The sequence below is a fragment of the Hyphomonas chukchiensis genome, from assembly GCF_000682695.1.
Taxonomy (GTDB): Bacteria; Pseudomonadota; Alphaproteobacteria; order Caulobacterales; family Hyphomonadaceae; genus Hyphomonas; species Hyphomonas chukchiensis.
On sequence record NZ_AWFG01000085.1, the window covers coordinates 24,954 to 40,819 of the forward strand.

The following is a 15,866-nucleotide window of genomic DNA, read 5'->3' on the forward strand; positions in this document are numbered from 1 at the left end:
ATGCTGCCGGACTTCCTCATCCTCTTCATTGTCCTTGCGCCGGGTATCGTGGCGCTGTCGGGTCTGATCCATAAGCAGATCGGCGACGCGCCTGTCATGATCCTGACGACGGGCACGGTCCTGCTGGCGGGTGCGCTGTCGCTGTACCAGCTGTTTGCCTATGCCGCCGGCATTCATGGCGCTGAAGGCCATGCCGAGGAAGTCGGCCATGCGGTCGAGGCCGTCGCCACGAATGGCGCACATATCATCACCCTGATGCCCTGGATCGATGTCGGCGCATTCCACGCAAACTGGGCGATCCGGATCGACACGCTGTCCATCGTGATGATGGCTGTCATCACGGGCGTCTCCGGCCTCGTGCACCTCTATTCCTGGGGCTATATGAGCGAAGACCCGCATCGCTCGCGCTTCTTCGCCTATCTTTCGCTGTTCACGTTCGCGATGCTGTCGCTGGTCGTGGCGGACAATTTCATCCAGCTCTTCTTCGGCTGGGAAGGCGTGGGCCTCGCCTCGTACCTGCTCATCGGTTTCTGGTACACGAAGAAGGCGCCGAACGACGCCTCCATCAAGGCTTTCGTGACCAACCGCGTGGGCGACTTCGGCCTCGCACTGGGCATCATGGCCGTGTTCTTCGTCTTCGGTTCGGTCGAGTTTGAGCCGGTCCTCACTGCGATCCGCGAAAATGCGGTCGTGACGCCGCTCGCCTTTGCCAGCGCTGCGCCGGCGCAGGAGCTGGCGATCGACTTCCTTGGTCAGCATGTCTACGCGCTCGAGCTGATCGGTATTCTCCTCTTCATCGGCGCAATGGGCAAATCTGCGCAGTTCTTCCTGCACGTCTGGCTGCCGGACGCCATGGAAGGCCCGACGCCGGTGTCCGCCCTTATCCACGCAGCCACGATGGTGACGGCAGGCGTCTATCTCGTCTGCCTCATGTCGCCGCTCTATGAGCACACCCTTTATGCCGCCGGCATGATCACGATCATTGGTGCCGTGACCTGTCTCTATGCGGCAACCGTCGGCATGGCGCAGAACGACATCAAGCGCGTCATCGCCTATTCGACCTGTTCGCAGCTCGGTTACATGTTCTTCGCAGCCGGGGTTGGCGCCTATGAAGCGGCCATGTTCCACCTCTTCACGCACGCCTTCTTCAAGGCGCTCCTTTTCCTCGGGGCCGGTTCGGTCATCCACGGCATGCACCACGAGCAGGACATGCGCCGCATGGGCGGTCTCGCGAAATACATGCCGCTGACCTATGCGGCCATGATGATCGGCACGATTGCCATCATCGGCCTCGGCATTCCGCATACGCTGATCGGTTTCTCCGGCTTCTTCTCGAAGGATGCCATCCTGGAGAGCGCCTTCGCGGCCGGCGAGCATCAGGTCATGTTCGGCCAGGTGGCTTTCTGGTTCGGTATTATCGCTGCGTTGCTGACCAGCTTCTATTCCTGGCGCCTCATCTACATGACGTTCCATGGCCCGATGGCCTCTGCGGAACACCATGATGATCACGCAGATCACGCGCATGCTGCCGCCGACGATCACGGCCATGACCACGCACATGCCGATCATGCCCATGAGCCACACGAGAGCCCTGCCATCATGCTGGTGCCGCTTGGCGTGCTAAGCCTTGGTGCCATGTTCGCGGGCTTCTATTTCCACGACTGGTTTGTCGGGGACGCGGAGAGCGCGTTCTGGGGCAGCTCGATCTATTCGGCGGTCGACAACCATGTCCTGCATGACCGCCATAGCGTCCCTGAATGGGTGATCCTGGCGCCACTGGTCGTAACAGTCGCGGGCTTCCTGATCGCCACATTCACCTACTTCTTCAATCGCGGCTTCGGCAAACGTATCGCCGACAGCGGTGGCCCGCTCCATTCCCTGTTTGCGAACAAGTGGTACTTCGACGAGATTTACAACGCGACGCTCATCAAGGGCTCTGCCATGCTCGGCAACCTGTTCTGGAAGGCCGACAAGAAAGTCATCGACCGTCTCGGGCCCGATGGCGTCACATCCCTTACCCGCTGGAGTGCGCGCCGCCTGTCGGCCATGCACACCGGCTACCTGTATCATTACGCCTTCGTGATCATCGGTGCGGCGCTCGTCTTTGGCGCTGTGATGTGGTTGCGGGCTGGAGGAGCTAACTAATGGGCGGGTTCCCCATCCTTTCAGCAGTCGTTTTCCTGCCACTGATTGGCGCGCTCATCATCATGGGCGTGCGCACGGCTACGGCCGGCAGCTTCAGCAAGGAGGAAGCCGGTAAAGACAACCGCGCAGCCCTGCTTGCCGGCATGATCATCTCCGGTGCAACCTTCATTGCCTCGGTGGCAGCATTCCTGACATTCGATTCAAACGCATCCGGCTACCAGCTGGTCGAGCATTACGCATGGTATGGCGCGGTAACCTACAAGGTCGGTGTCGACGGCCTCTCGATGCCGCTGATCCTGCTGACGACCTTCCTGACGCCGATCTGTCTTCTGGCAAGCTGGAACTCGATTCATACACGTGTCACGGAATACGTGGTCGCTTTCCTTATCCTCGAAACATTCATGCTCGGCGTCTTCGCAGCATTGGATATCGTGCTCTTCTATATCTTCTTCGAGGCTGGCCTCATCCCGATGTTCCTGATCATCGGCATCTGGGGCGGCAAGGAAAAGATCTACGCGGCCTTCAAGTTCTTCCTCTACACACTGCTCGGCTCGCTCCTGATGCTGGTTGCTGTCGTCTACATGTTCCAGGCGGCTGGTTCGTCCGACATTGAAGTGTTGGAGAAATTTGCCTTCGCGCCTGAGGTGCAGACCTGGCTATGGCTCGCCTTTGCAGCATCCTTCGCGGTGAAACTGCCGATGTGGCCGGTGCATACCTGGCTGCCCGACGCCCACGTTCAGGCGCCGACGGCCGGTTCGGTCATCCTGGCGGGCGTACTCCTGAAAATGGGCGGCTATGGTTTCCTGCGGTTCTCGCTGCCGATGTTCCCGGATGCGAGCCACCTGTTCCAGCCTGCCATGTTTGCGCTGGCCGTCATCGCCATCGTCTACACCTCGCTCGTCGCGTGGCGCCAGACCGACATGAAGAAGCTGATCGCTTACTCATCTGTTGCGCACATGGGCTTTGTCACCCTCGGCATCTTCTCGTTCAACGAGGTCGGCGTACAGGGCGCGATCTTCCAGATGCTCAGCCACGGCCTGATCTCCGGCGCGCTCTTCCTGATCGTAGGCGTCGTCTACGACCGCATGCATACACGCGAAATTGCGGCCTATGGCGGCCTCGTCAATCGCATGCCGGTTTACGCAACCCTGTTCATGCTCTTCACGATGGCAAACGTGGGCCTGCCAGGCACCAGCGGGTTCATCGGTGAGATCCTGACCATGGTTGGCGGCTTCCAGGCCTCGACCTGGGCGGCTGCAGGCGCAGCCCTCGGCGTGATCTTCTCGGCAGTTTACATGCTGACGCTCTACCGTCGCACCGTGTTCGGCGAGATCACCAATCCGAAACTCGAAGGCATCCGCGACATGAGCATGATCGAACTGGTCTGCATCGTGCCGCTGGCCTTGCTTACCTTGCTGTTTGGCGTCGCGCCGAACCTGATTTTCCACATTACTGAAGGGGCGACCAACCGCATTCTGTCCCTGATGGTCGGAGGCTGACGGCCCATGCTCGACTATACCGCTATGATCCTGGCAATCGGACCGGAGCTTTGGCTTGCGGCAGCTGGCCTCGTGGGCGTCCTGCTGGGCGCGTTGCTCAAGGACCGGTTCAACAGCCTGTCATTCAAATACGGCGCGCTGGCCCTGTTCGGCGCTGCGGCGCTCACGCTCGTCTTCTACCAGGGCGGTGAGGCTTTTGGCGGCCTTGTCAGAACGAACACGTTCGTAAACTTCGCAAAGTTCGTCAGCTTCTCTGTTGGCGGCTTTGCGCTGATCATGTCCGAGGGCTTCCTCAAGCGTCATGACACGATCCGTTACGAATACGTCCTGCTGACGATCTTCGCATCGCTCGGTATGGGCATCATCCTGTCCGCTTCAGACCTGATGACCCTCTATATGGGTATCGAGACGCTAAGCCTGTCGTCCTATGTGCTGGCCGCTTTCCACCGCGATTCCGCACGCTCCTCCGAAGCGGGCCTGAAGTATTTCGTACTCGGCGCACTGGCTTCCGGCATGCTGCTCTACGGTGCGTCGCTCGTGTACGGCTTCTCTGGCACGACGAGCTATGCGGGCATCTTCACGGCTGACACGTCCATCGGCCTGCTGTTCGGCATGGTGATGATGATCGTCGGTCTGGCCTTCAAGGTCTCTGCCGCGCCTATGCACGTCTGGACGCCCGACGTTTACGAAGGCGCACCGACGCCAGTTGGCGCCTTCTTTGCGACGGCGCCGAAAATGGCCTCCATGGTCGTCTTCGCGAATGTCATGTTCACGGCCTTTGGCAACATTCTGGACCAGTGGCAGATGGTTATTTCGATCATCGCCGGCATGTCCATGCTCATCGGTTCGTTCGGCGCGCTGACGCAAACGAACATCAAGCGCCTGCTCGGCTATTCGTCGATCGCCAACATGGGGTACGCGCTCGTCGCGGTCGCTGCCGGTCGCGAGACCGGGGCAGGGGCCTTGCTGGTCTTCATGACCCTCTACGTGATCTCCTCGCTTGGCCTGTTCGCCGGCGTCCTGGCCATGCGTCGCCGTGGCGGCATGGTGGAAAGCATTGACGAGCTTGGCGGCCTGATGAGCACTCGCCCCTGGCTGGCGATTGCCCTGTCCATCCTGATCTTCTCGATTGCCGGCCTGCCGCCATTCGGCGGCTTCTTCGGGAAATGGGAAGTATTCAATGCCGGCATTCAGGCTGGTCTCATGCCGCTCGCGATCATTCTGGTCGTCGCGTCGGTCGTGTCGCTTGGCTACTATCTCCGCGTCGTGAAGATCATGTGGTTTGATGAACCGAAAGAGCGTTTCGAGCCGATTGACGGATCTGTCACGCTGACGGTTCTGGCATCGGCCTTTGTCGCAGGCATCGTGTTCCTGATCTTCATCAATGCGCTTGCCGATTGGGCCAATACGGCCGCCTTGGGACTGCCCTCTTGAAGTTTGACTGGCCCGTCCATCACCTCGGCACGATAGACAGCACCAATAGCGAGGCAAAGCGGCGGGCTGCGGCAGGCGGCTTTGCTGATTGCTGGCTGGTTGCCGAAGCCCAGACCGCAGGACGGGGACGGCTGCAGCGCAGTTGGCTCTCGCCGCCGGGAAACCTCTTCACAACAGTGTTGTATCGCGAGCCGGGTGGCATGGCTGTCGCTGCCCGCACGCCATTCGCTGCAGCGCTGGCCGTCAGCGATATGGCCCTCCAGTTCGCACCGGATGCCGATGTTCAGGTCAAATGGCCAAATGACGTGCGTATCCATCGCGCAAAACTCTCCGGCATCCTGATTGAAACCGGTAGTTCGGGCCCTGACACCTGGGTCGCGGCGGGCATGGGCATCAATGTTACGCATGCGCCCGAGGGCGCAGGGCAAAGCGCAACCTCCATTGCCGCCCTGCGCGGCGATACGATCATCAACGCAGACATGGTGCTTGATGCCCTGCGCGAAGCCTTTTCGGCACGCCTCGTTGAGGCCCGGGCGGGTTTCGCGAAGCTGCGGGAAAGCTGGCTGGAACGCGCCGAGGGCCTTGGTGGCACCATACGTGTAACCGCTTCGGGAGAACCTGTTGAAGGCATTTTCGAAGATATGGACGAAACAGGCGCCCTTATACTCAGATTGCCCGATGGCACGCGGCAGACCATAAGGGCTGGAGACGTTGACCTGATAGGGAGAGTATAAGCGCGATGCTGCTTGCGATTGACGTAGGTAACACGAATACGGTTTTCGGTGTGCACGATGGCGACAAGTGGGTTGTCCAGTGGCGCAGCGCCACCGACGCCCGCAAGACGGCTGACGACCATGCGGCATGGCTCTGGCGTCTGGCGGACATGCACGGCATGGACCTTGGCAAGATCAATGGCTGCGTGATTTCGACCGTTGTGCCGCAAGCCGTGTTCAACTTCCGCAATCTCGCGCGCCGCTATCTCAACGTGGAGCCCATGTTCATTGGGGATCCGTCGCTCAAATCGGGCGTCGAGATCCGCATTCACCGGCCGGAACAGGTCGGCGCCGACCGCATCGTCAGCGCGCTTGGTGCGCATGTGACCTATCCCGGCAACCTGATCGTCATCGACAGTGGCACCGCCACGACGTTCGATATTGTCGCCGAGGATGGCGGCTTTGAGGGCGGCATTATCTCGCCCGGTATCAACCTTTCTGTCAGCGCCCTGCATGATGCAGCCGCGCAATTGCCGCGCATCGCCATTCAGCGCCCTGCGCGGGTAATTGGCCAGGATACGGTCAGCGCCATGCAGTCCGGTGTGTTCTGGGGCTATATCGACCTGATTGACGGGCTGGTACGACGCATCAAGGCCGAGTATGGAAAGCCCTTGCAGGTGGTTGCAACCGGCGGCGTTGCCTCGCTTTTTGAAGGCGCCAGCGAAACGATTGACCACTACGACCCGGATATTCTCATCACGGGTCTCCTCGAAATCTACAAACGAAATAAATAGGACCTTATGGCCGATTCAGCACAGATCTCCGACGAACTCGTTTTCCTCCCGCTAGGGGGATGCGAGGAAATCGGCATGAACCTGAACGCCTATGGCTATGGACCGGCCCATGCGCGCCGCTGGATCCTGGTCGATGTGGGCGTCACGTTCGGATCGCTGGATACGCCCGGAATCGACCTCATCTGCGCCGATCCTGACTATCTCATCGGCGAGCAGATCGACGCGATCTTCCTCACGCACGCCCATGAAGACCATATCGGCGCCGTCGGCCTGCTTTATCCGCGCCTGCAGACCAAGGCGCCGATCTATGCGACACCTTTCACCACGGAACTTGTGCGCTCCAAGATGCTGGAGCGGGGCGTCGATCCGCGTTGGCTGAAGCCGGTTGCGCTGGGTGGTACGGTCGTTGCCGGACCGTTCTCGGTCACTTACGTGACCCTGACCCACTCCATCCCTGAACCCAACGCGCTCGCCATCGAGACGCCCGCAGGCATGATCCTGCATACCGGCGACTGGAAGATCGATCCCGATCCCCAGATTGGCGGGCCGACAGACATCAAGGGCCTGACGGCGCTCGGTGATCGCGGCGTGCTGGCCATGGTCTGCGATTCCACGAACGTGTTCGAGGAAGGCGAGTCCGGCTCGGAAGAGACGGTGAAGCAGGGCCTGATCGAACTCATCGCCGAACAGAAGCAGGCCGTTGCCGTCACCACCTTCGCGTCAAACGTCGCGCGTGTGAAATCCATCATCGAGGCCGCCGAACTCGCGGGCCGCAGCGTCTGCCTTGTCGGACGCAGCATGCACCGCATCACGGACGCCGCCAAAGCCGTTGGCATCCTGCCGCGCAACATGGAATTCGTGAACGAGGCGGACGCCAGTTCCATTCCGGCCGAGAACATCCTCTATCTCTGCACCGGCAGTCAGGGTGAGGCACGGGCAGCCCTCGCGCGTATTGCCCGCAAGGACCACCGCAATGTAACGCTCCATGAGGGCGACTGCGTGATCTTCTCTTGCCGCATCATTCCCGGCAATGAGCGCGAAATCTTCCAGCTCCAGAACTCGCTCGCCGACCAGGGCGTGCGGATCATCACGCCACGCATGGTCAAGGACCCGATCCACGTGTCCGGTCACCCGTGCCGCGGCGAGCTGCAGCGCATGTACCAGTGGGTGCGGCCCGAGATTGCCGTGCCTGTCCATGGGGAGCGCCGTCATATCCTGGAGCACGCCGCCTATGCCAAGACACTGCAGGTGCCGCAGTCCATTGCGCCGCGCAATGGCAGCCTCGTGCGCCTCGCGCCCGGCAAGGCCGAGATCATCGATCTGGTCCCGGCCGGGCGCCTTTATCTCGATGGCAAGTTCCTCGTGCCGGAAGGTGCGCAGGGCATCAATGAGCGCCGCAAACTGGCAGAAAACGGGTTCGTCCTCGCCAGCGTCGTCATCGACGAGGCGGGCGACGTGATCGACGGCCCGGTCGTCGTCGTGCGCGGCTTCTCGGAAGCCGACGGCCGCCTTGCTGACGAAAGCCTCGACGAGCTGGATGAGGCAGCGGAAAACGCCGTGCAGAAGATGAAACGCAAGACGCGGCTGGAAGATGATCTGGTTGAACGCGAGATCGGCCGCGCCCTGCGCAAGGCCTGCGACGCCACGTTCGGCCGCCGCCCGATGATAGATGTGACCGTATTGAGGAGTTGAACACGATGAGCGAATTCAAACTGGGCCCGCTGAACCATGTCGGCGTCGCCGTTCCGGATCTTGAGGAAGCCTGCGAAACCTATCGCACGCTCTACGGCGCGACCGACATCACCACGCCATTCGACATGCCCGAGCAGGGCGTCAAAGTCTGCTTCGTCAACCTGCCCAACGCGCAGATCGAACTGATCGAACCGCTGAACGCCGAATCGCCTATCGCCAACTTCATCACGAAAAACCCCAAGGGCGGGCAGCACCATGTCTGCTTCGAGGTTGATGACATCAATCAGGCCGTCGACGAGATGAACAAGCGCGGCGCGACAGTGCTCGGTAAGCCGCGCATCGGCGCGCACGGCACGATGATTATCTTTGTCCACCCGAAGAACTCCAACGGTGTTCTGATCGAGCTGATGGAAACGCCGAAAGGCGACCACTGATGACCATAGCGAGCGGCGTTGTCGTCTTCGTGTTGTGCTGGTGGATCTGCTTCTTCGCCGTCCTGCCGATCGGCGTTCGCGGGCAGTTCGAGGATGGCGCACATACGCCGGGCACCGAAGAGGGTGCGCCTGTGAAGCCGATGATCTGGAAGAAAGCGCTGTGGGCCAGTATCGGCGCCGCAGTTCTGACAGTCATTGCCGCCGTGGTTGTGCCGCTGCTCCTTGCGGAGTAGGGGCGGCTGCGGCTAGTTGAGCGCCAAGTTCATCGATAACGGGGAATTCATGCGCCTTTCCAAGTATTTTCTGCCGGTCAGCAAAGAGGCCCCGGCAGATGCGGCCATCGCATCGCACAAGCTGATGCTGCGCACCGGCATGGTTCGTCAGAACGGCGCCGGCATCTACACGTGGCTGCCGATGGGACTGAAGGTTCTGACGCGGATCGAGCAGATCGTGCGCGAGGAAATGAACCGTGCGGGCGCTGTCGAAATGCTTATGCCGACGCTCCAGCAGGCCGACCTTTGGCGCGAATCCGGCCGCTACGACGATTATGGCAAGGAAATGCTGCGCATCACCGATCGGCACGACCGCGAGATGCTCTACGGGCCGACCAATGAAGAGCTGATCACGGACGTGTTCCGGGCCTATGTGAAAAGCTACAAGCAGCTGCCCCTGAACCTGTATCACCAGCAGTGGAAATTCCGCGATGAGGTGCGCCCGCGCTTTGGCGTCATGCGGGGGCGTGAATTCCTGATGAAGGACGCCTATTCCTTCGATCTGACGGAAGAAGACGCCCGCGTCTCCTATCGCAAGATGTTCTGCGCCTATCTCAATGCCTTTGACCGGATGGGCCTCACGGCCATTCCGATGCGCGCCGATACCGGCCCCATTGGCGGCGACATGAGCCATGAATTCATCATCCTGGCTGACACAGGCGAAAGCGCCGTGTTCTGCGACAAGGCCCTGCTGGACCTGCCGCCGCCCGGACTGGACCTCGATTTCGACAGCGACCTGAACGCTGAAGTCGAAAAGCGCACGCAATATTATGCCGCCACCGAAGAGATGCACGACGAGGCAGCCTTCGCAGCGATCCCGGCCGAGAGCCAGGTTTCTGCACGCGGTATTGAAGTCGGCCACATTTTCAACTTCGGCACCAAGTATTCGCTTCCCATGAACGCGGTTGTGCAAACGGCAGACGGCCAGATGGTGCCTGTCCAGATGGGCAGCTACGGCATTGGCGTCTCGCGCCTTGTCGGCGGCATCATCGAGGCGTGCCATGACGAGAACGGTATCGTGTGGCCGGAATCGGTCGCCCCATGGCATGTCGGCCTGATCAATATGCGCGTCGGCGATGAGGCCTGTGACGCAGCCTGCGAAGATGCCTACAAGGCACTGACCGATGCTGGCATGGACGTGCTCTATGACGACACGGACGAACGCGCCGGCGGCAAGTTTGCCCGTATGGAGCTGATCGGCCTGCCATGGCAGATCGTGATCGGTCCGCGCGGCGTCGAAAACGGTGTTGTTGAGGTCAAGAACCGCAAGACGGGTGAGAAGACCGAGATGCCCTTTGCCGAAGCGATCAGGAAAGTGGCACCAAAATGAGCGAACTGGGTCATCGCGCCTCGCCCTTTGGCAAGCTGGAACGCACGCTGGCCTGGCGCTACCTGCGGGCCAAGCGGGAACATGGCGGCGCGTCGCTGATCTCGATCATTTCCTTTGTCGGCATCTTCTTCGCCGTGGCCGCGCTGATCATCACCATGTCCGTCATGAGCGGCTTCCGCGCGACCCTGCTGGACGCGCTGCTCGGTGGCCAGCCCCATGTCTACGGCGTTGTCAGCAGCTATACCGAAGACGAGGCCAACGCCCTCGCGGCCAAGATCCGCGAGATCGACGGCATCACGAGCGTAACGCCCTATATCGAGGAATATGTCCTGATCACGGCCAATGGCCGCAAGACCGGCGCCGCAGTCCGTGCCATCCGCAATGAAGATCTGGCAACGATGCCCTTCCTCAAGGATGGCGGCAAGGCCGCTGTGGACGCCGGTTTTGGTGTTGGCCGCAATGGCGGTGACGTCATCATGCTTGGCGCCTTCCTCGCGGCCGGCCGTGAAGGGCTGGGCGTTCGCCCGGGCGACAAGGTCGAGATCATCACCTCCCAGCAAACCGCTGGTCCGATGGGCGGCACGCCGCGCAGCAAGTCATACATCGTCGGCGATATCTTCAAGACAGGCAGCGTCGAACTCGACAGCCTCTATGCCTTCATGCCGATGGAGCAGGCGCAGATCCTGTTCCAGTCGAAGGGCCACTATTCCATGCTGGATATAAGGCTGAAGGACCCCGAGAAAACACACGAAGCCATGGCCGCCATCGCCAACGCGACGGGCAATGCGCTCTACACATTCGACTGGAAGAGCCAGCGCGAGAGTTATCTCAATGCCCTGCGCGTCGAGCGCACGATGGTGCGCCTGCTCGTCATGGTCATCATGGCGATCGCGACGCTGAACATCATCGTCGGCGTGGTCATGCTGGTGAAGAACAAGTCCCGCGACATCGCCATCCTTCGTACCATCGGCCTTGGCCAGGGCGGCGTGCTGCGCGTCTTCCTGCTTGTGGGCACGGTTCTGGGCACGCTTGGGGCGCTTCTGGGCGTTCTTGTGGGTGTTCTGGTGGTGCTCAACATTCATTACGTGGAATCCTTCATCAACCTGTTCGTCCAGGGCGAAGTCTTCGATGCGGAAACCTATGGCCTTGAGGGCCTGCCAGCGATTCTTGACTGGAATGAAGTCATCCGCACAGGGCTCTATGCGCTCTTCATGTCGATGGGCGTGTCACTCATTCCGGCCTGGTGGGCCTCCCGCCAGGATCCGGTCAGCGCCTTGAGGTTCGAATAATGTCCGGTCCCGTTCTCGAACTTATCGGCATCGACCGGACCTACCGGACCGAGGCTGGCGAACTGCCCGTCCTGAGAGGGACGGAACTGCGCCTCAACGCGGGCGAACTTGTGGGCCTCGTTGGCCCATCCGGCTCGGGCAAGTCGACCCTGTTGCATACGGCCGGCCTGCTGGAGCGCCCGGAAGGCGGCAAGGTCATGCTCGACGGCATCGACTGCCTGTCGCTGGATGACAAGGGCCGCACGGCTGTCCGGCGCAACAAGATCGGCTTCGTCTACCAGTTCCACCACCTGCTTCCCGAATTCAACGCGGCAGACAATATCGCCATGCCGCTGATGATTGCCGGCGTGAAGAAGAAAGCCGCGCGCGAAAAGGCGCAGGCGCTTCTGGAAGTCATGGGACTCGCCGATCGCGGCCATCACCAGCCGGGCCAGATGTCCGGCGGCGAGCAGCAGCGCGTGGCAATTGCCCGCGCACTGGCCAATGACCCGCGCCTCGTGATCGCCGATGAGCCGACCGGCAACCTTGACCCGGTCACGACCGAACGCGTCTTCGCGACCCTCATCAAGATGGTGCGCAACGAAGGCGCCGCCGTTCTGGTGGCAACGCACAATTTCGCGCTGACACAGCACATGGACCGGGTCCTGACCCTGCAGGACGGCCAGCTGGTGGATTACAAGCCGGAATAAGCTGTGGACCACTCGTCGCTGACGGGTGGTCTGGTTGCGGCAGCAGCGGCATTGTACACTCTCCACAGGAGAAACCGCTTTGCCTGAGTCGCCCTTCATCCACCTTGCCGTGCGCTCGAGCTATTCGCTGCTCGAAAGCATGATCACGCCCAAGGGCCTGAAAGGCTGGCTGCTGGAACACAGCATGCCGGCGGTGGCGGTGACAGACCGGAACAACCTCTTCGGCGCCCTCGAAATCTCGCTCACCATGTCTGATGCCGGCATCCAGCCCATCATGGCCTGCTGCTTCGACCTGACCGACGGCGCCCATCGCAGCGAGCCGAGCCGTATCTCGCTCTATGCGCAGGACGAGACAGGCTATCAGCGCCTGATGCTGCTGTCCTCACGCGCCTATCTCGATGCCGACGACGGCGTGCCAAAGCTGCACCGCGACCTCCTGCTGAATGACACGGATGGCTTGATCGTGCTGACCGGCGGTTCCGAGGGTGAAGTCGCCCGCCACCTGCTCAAGGGCCGCACCGCCGATGCGCGCACCGAACTCTCGACGCTGGCGAGCGCCTTTCCCGGCCGCTGCTATGTCGAGATCACGCGCCACGGCACGCCAGACGAAGTCGCCGTTGAGCCGAGCCTCATTGACCTCGCCTATGAGCTGGACCTGCCGCTGGTCGCCACGCACGACGCGCGCTTCATGAAGCCGACCGATGCCACGGCGCACGATGCGCTCATGTGCATCGCCAATGGACAGTATCTCGGTCAGGAAGACCGCAAACGGGTCTCGCCCTCGCAATACCTGAAGTCCGCCGCCGAGATGACCGAGCTGTTCGCGGACCTGCCCGAAGCCATTGAGAATACCGCTGAAATCGCGCGGCGCTGCTCCGTCAAATCCGTCACGCGTGCACCGATCCTGCCTTCGTTCAGCAATGAAGGGCGCTCGGAGATCGAGGAGTTGCGCAAGCAGGCCACGGAAGGCCTTGAAGGCCGTCTGGAAGCGGCCAGCAAGCTCTACGCCGAGCGGGAGACCTATTTCAAACGCCTTGACTACGAACTCAGCGTCATCGAGCGGATGGGCTTTCCGGGCTACTTCCTGATCGTTTCCGACTTCATCAAATGGGCCAAGGAGCAGGGCATCCCGGTCGGGCCGGGCAGGGGCTCAGGTGCGGGCTCGCTTGTCGCCTGGTCGCTGCTGATCACTGACCTCGACCCGATCCGCTTCGACCTTCTGTTCGAACGCTTCCTGAACCCTGAACGCGTCTCGATGCCCGACTTCGACATCGACTTCTGCCAGGAGCGGCGCAGCGAAGTGATCCGCTATGTCCGCGACAAGTATGGCGCTGACAGTGTGGCCATGATCATCACGTTCGGTACGCTGCAGGCCAAGGCCGTGGTGCGCGACGTCGGCCGCGTGATGCAGATGCCTTATTTCCAGGTCGACCGGCTGGCCAAGCTCATCCCGTTCAACCCGGCCAAGCCGCCCAAGCTGCAGGAAGCCATCGACGACGAGCCGAAGTTCGATGACGAGATCGAGGCGGACCCGCGCGTTGGCGAGCTGATCAAGATTGCGCTCGCGCTGGAAGGGCTCTACCGGAACGCGGGCACGCACGCGGCCGGCGTTGTGATTGGCGACCGGCCACTGGTCGAGATCGCGCCGCTCTACAATGATCCGCGCGCCGACTTGCCTGCTTCGCAGTTCAACATGAAATATGCCGAGATGGCCGGGCTCGTGAAGTTCGACTTCCTCGGCCTGAAAACGCTGACGGTGATCGACCGCGCGCTGAAGCTGATCCGGCGCGATGGGCGCGATGTCGGCCCCGAATGGGAGAATCTCGACGACAAGGCGACCTATGACCTGATGGCGAGCGGCGAGACGCTTGGCGTGTTCCAGCTCGAGGGTGCGGGCATGCGCGACACGCTGCGCAAGGTCCGCCCGAACAATATCGAAGACGTCATCGCCATCATCTCGCTCTACCGGCCGGGCCCGATGGAGAACATCCCGGTCTATGTGCAAGGCAAGGAAAACCCGGAAGGCGTGCGATATGCCCACCCGGACCTGAAACCGGTCCTAGAAGCCACCTATGGCGTGCCTGTCTACCAGGAACAGGTCATGCGGATGGCCCAGGAAATCGCCGGCTATTCGCTTGGCGAAGCTGACCTCCTGCGGCGGGCCATGGGCAAGAAAAAGCTCGAAGAGATGATCGCGCAGCGCAAGCGCTTCGTTGAAGGCGCGGCCGCCAGCAAGGACATGGACGAGCCGCTTGCGAACGAGATCTTCGACACGATGGAGAAGTTCGCCGGTTACGGCTTCAACAAGTCCCACGCCGCCGCCTATGCGCTGATCGGATATCAGACCGGCTACCTGAAGCGGCACTTCCCGGTCGAGTTCCTCGCCGCCTCCATGAGCCTCGATCTCGGCAACACAGACAAGCTCGCCGCCTTCTTCCAGGAAGCGCGCCGCCTGAAGATTCCGGTTCTGGCGCCGGATGTGAATTCCTCGACCGCTGATTTCGATGTGCGCGACGGTGCGGTGGTCTATGCGCTGGGCGCGCTGAAGGGCGTTGGCCTTGAGGCCATGCGCCATGTCGAGGCGATCCGGAACAGCGATGGCAAGTTCAGTGATCTCTATGACTTCGCCGAACGGGTGGATCCGCGCCACATCAACAAGAAGGCATTTGAATCGCTTGCCAAGTCCGGCGCATTGGATGGGCTGGACGCAAACCGCGCCAAGGTGCTCGCCGCCGCGCCTATTCTCGCCCAGATGGCCAACAAGTCCGCCGAGGACCGGCAGGGCGGGCAGGGGGGCTTGTTCGGCGAGGCCGAGCCGGCGCTGCGGCCGTCGCTGCCCACGGCCAAGGCCTGGAACGGTCAGCAGAAGCTGGACGAGGAATTCAAATCCATCGGCTTCTATTTCTCCGGCCACCCGCTGGATGACGTGCTTGAGGGGATCGACCGGGACCGGGTGACGCTCGCCATCGAGATCGAGGAGCGCGCCAGCGATGGCAAGCCGCTTGAGCTGATCGGCGTCGTGCGGATGCGCAACGAGAAGCCGGCCCGTAACGGCGGCAAGTTTGCCTTCCTGACCCTGTCAGATCCGACAGGCGAGGTGGAAATGATGGTCTTCCCGGAAACCCTGCAGCAGAGCTATGACCTGCTGCAGGTCGGCAATTCTGTCGCCATCACCGTCGGCGTGAAGCGCACCGGCGACGAGATCAAGCTCAATGCCGAGCGCATCGTCCAGCTGGAATCGGCGCGGCTGTCCAAATCCATGGGCGCGCTCAAGGTGCGGCTCGCTGTCGGCGCCAGAACGGACGATATCGTCGGCATCATCAGCCATCTCGGACGCCTGCAGGACCATGAACGGGGGGCGATTCTGGTCGAGATGCCGCTTGAGGATGGCCGGATTGTCCTCCTGCGCCTCGCGGATACATATACGATCGGCCTCAAGGCCCAGCGGGCCCTCAAGGATGCCCCCGGTGTCGAGCGTGTCGAGCCCATGAAGGCCGCGTAACAAAAGCGCATCTGCGCAGCTTGCCGCCCTCGCGGAATTATGTATAAGCCGCCTTATCTGAAACCATTTCGCG

At 61.4% G+C, this 15,866-nt stretch carries 12 protein-coding genes; all 12 read left to right on the forward strand.

All coding sequences use genetic code 11. From position 1 onward, the window contains the following. The gene (gene nuoL, locus HY30_RS17640; RefSeq protein WP_034744124.1) at positions 1-2,145 is read left to right on the forward strand and encodes an NADH-quinone oxidoreductase subunit L; all 2,145 of its coding nucleotides are present in this window, start codon (positions 1-3) and stop codon (positions 2,143-2,145) included. Then, on the forward strand, positions 2,145-3,644 hold the full coding sequence (locus HY30_RS17645; protein WP_034744127.1) for an NADH-quinone oxidoreductase subunit M: 1,500 nt from the start codon (positions 2,145-2,147) through the stop codon (positions 3,642-3,644). Before nuoL ends, HY30_RS17645 begins: the two co-directional genes overlap by 1 nt. Positions 3,645-3,650: 6 nt before the next feature. Continuing rightward, positions 3,651-5,078 (forward strand): NADH-quinone oxidoreductase subunit NuoN, encoded by a 1,428-nt coding sequence (nuoN, locus tag HY30_RS17650; RefSeq protein WP_051615685.1) that lies wholly within the window; start codon positions 3,651-3,653, stop codon positions 5,076-5,078. Next, positions 5,075-5,812: a biotin--[acetyl-CoA-carboxylase] ligase gene (locus tag HY30_RS17655; protein ID WP_034744130.1), complete on the forward strand. Its 738-nt coding sequence runs from the start codon at positions 5,075-5,077 to the stop codon at positions 5,810-5,812. The genes nuoN and HY30_RS17655 overlap by 4 nt, the downstream gene beginning before the upstream one ends. 5 nt (positions 5,813-5,817) lie before the next feature. Continuing rightward, positions 5,818-6,585 (forward strand): type III pantothenate kinase, encoded by a 768-nt coding sequence (locus tag HY30_RS17660; protein ID WP_034744132.1) that lies wholly within the window; start codon positions 5,818-5,820, stop codon positions 6,583-6,585. Between the two features lie 6 nt (positions 6,586-6,591). After that, complete coding sequence (locus HY30_RS17665; RefSeq protein ID WP_034744135.1) at positions 6,592-8,277, forward strand: ribonuclease J; 1,686 nt, start codon at positions 6,592-6,594, stop codon at positions 8,275-8,277. A gap of 5 nt (positions 8,278-8,282) precedes the next feature. Then, the gene (gene mce / locus HY30_RS17670) at positions 8,283-8,711 is read left to right on the forward strand and encodes a methylmalonyl-CoA epimerase (protein WP_034744139.1); all 429 of its coding nucleotides are present in this window, start codon (positions 8,283-8,285) and stop codon (positions 8,709-8,711) included. After that, positions 8,711-8,944, forward strand: a complete 234-nt coding sequence (locus HY30_RS17675; RefSeq protein WP_034744142.1) for a DUF1467 family protein — start codon at positions 8,711-8,713, stop codon at positions 8,942-8,944. The genes mce and HY30_RS17675 overlap by 1 nt, the downstream gene beginning before the upstream one ends. Positions 8,945-8,993: 49 nt before the next feature. Continuing rightward, positions 8,994-10,313: a proline--tRNA ligase gene (proS, locus tag HY30_RS17680; protein WP_034744374.1), complete on the forward strand. Its 1,320-nt coding sequence runs from the start codon at positions 8,994-8,996 to the stop codon at positions 10,311-10,313. After that, complete coding sequence (locus HY30_RS17685) at positions 10,310-11,602, forward strand: ABC transporter permease (protein WP_034744145.1); 1,293 nt, start codon at positions 10,310-10,312, stop codon at positions 11,600-11,602. Before proS ends, HY30_RS17685 begins: the two co-directional genes overlap by 4 nt. Next, complete coding sequence (locus HY30_RS17690; protein ID WP_034744148.1) at positions 11,602-12,291, forward strand: ABC transporter ATP-binding protein; 690 nt, start codon at positions 11,602-11,604, stop codon at positions 12,289-12,291. The genes HY30_RS17685 and HY30_RS17690 overlap by 1 nt, the downstream gene beginning before the upstream one ends. Before the next feature lie 79 nt (positions 12,292-12,370). Then, positions 12,371-15,793: a DNA polymerase III subunit alpha gene (gene dnaE / locus HY30_RS17695; RefSeq protein WP_034744151.1), complete on the forward strand. Its 3,423-nt coding sequence runs from the start codon at positions 12,371-12,373 to the stop codon at positions 15,791-15,793. Positions 15,794-15,866: the final 73 nt, after the last annotated feature.

What these genes read in the sequence shown, in the direction of transcription:
- nuoL (WP_034744124.1), top strand. Translation starts at nt 1, where the DNA reads ATGCTGCCGGACTTCCTCATCCTCTTCATTGTCCTTGCGCCGGGTATC.
- HY30_RS17665 (WP_034744135.1), top strand. Translation starts at nt 6,592, where the DNA reads ATGGCCGATTCAGCACAGATCTCCGACGAACTCGTTTTCCTCCCGCTA.
- HY30_RS17660 (WP_034744132.1), top strand. Translation starts at nt 5,818, where the DNA reads ATGCTGCTTGCGATTGACGTAGGTAACACGAATACGGTTTTCGGTGTG.
- mce (WP_034744139.1), top strand. Translation starts at nt 8,283, where the DNA reads ATGAGCGAATTCAAACTGGGCCCGCTGAACCATGTCGGCGTCGCCGTT.
- HY30_RS17645 (WP_034744127.1), top strand. Translation starts at nt 2,145, where the DNA reads ATGGGCGGGTTCCCCATCCTTTCAGCAGTCGTTTTCCTGCCACTGATT.
- HY30_RS17690 (WP_034744148.1), top strand. Translation starts at nt 11,602, where the DNA reads ATGTCCGGTCCCGTTCTCGAACTTATCGGCATCGACCGGACCTACCGG.
- nuoN (WP_051615685.1), top strand. Translation starts at nt 3,651, where the DNA reads ATGCTCGACTATACCGCTATGATCCTGGCAATCGGACCGGAGCTTTGG.
- HY30_RS17675 (WP_034744142.1), top strand. Translation starts at nt 8,711, where the DNA reads ATGACCATAGCGAGCGGCGTTGTCGTCTTCGTGTTGTGCTGGTGGATC.
- HY30_RS17685 (WP_034744145.1), top strand. Translation starts at nt 10,310, where the DNA reads ATGAGCGAACTGGGTCATCGCGCCTCGCCCTTTGGCAAGCTGGAACGC.
- proS (WP_034744374.1), top strand. Translation starts at nt 8,994, where the DNA reads ATGCGCCTTTCCAAGTATTTTCTGCCGGTCAGCAAAGAGGCCCCGGCA.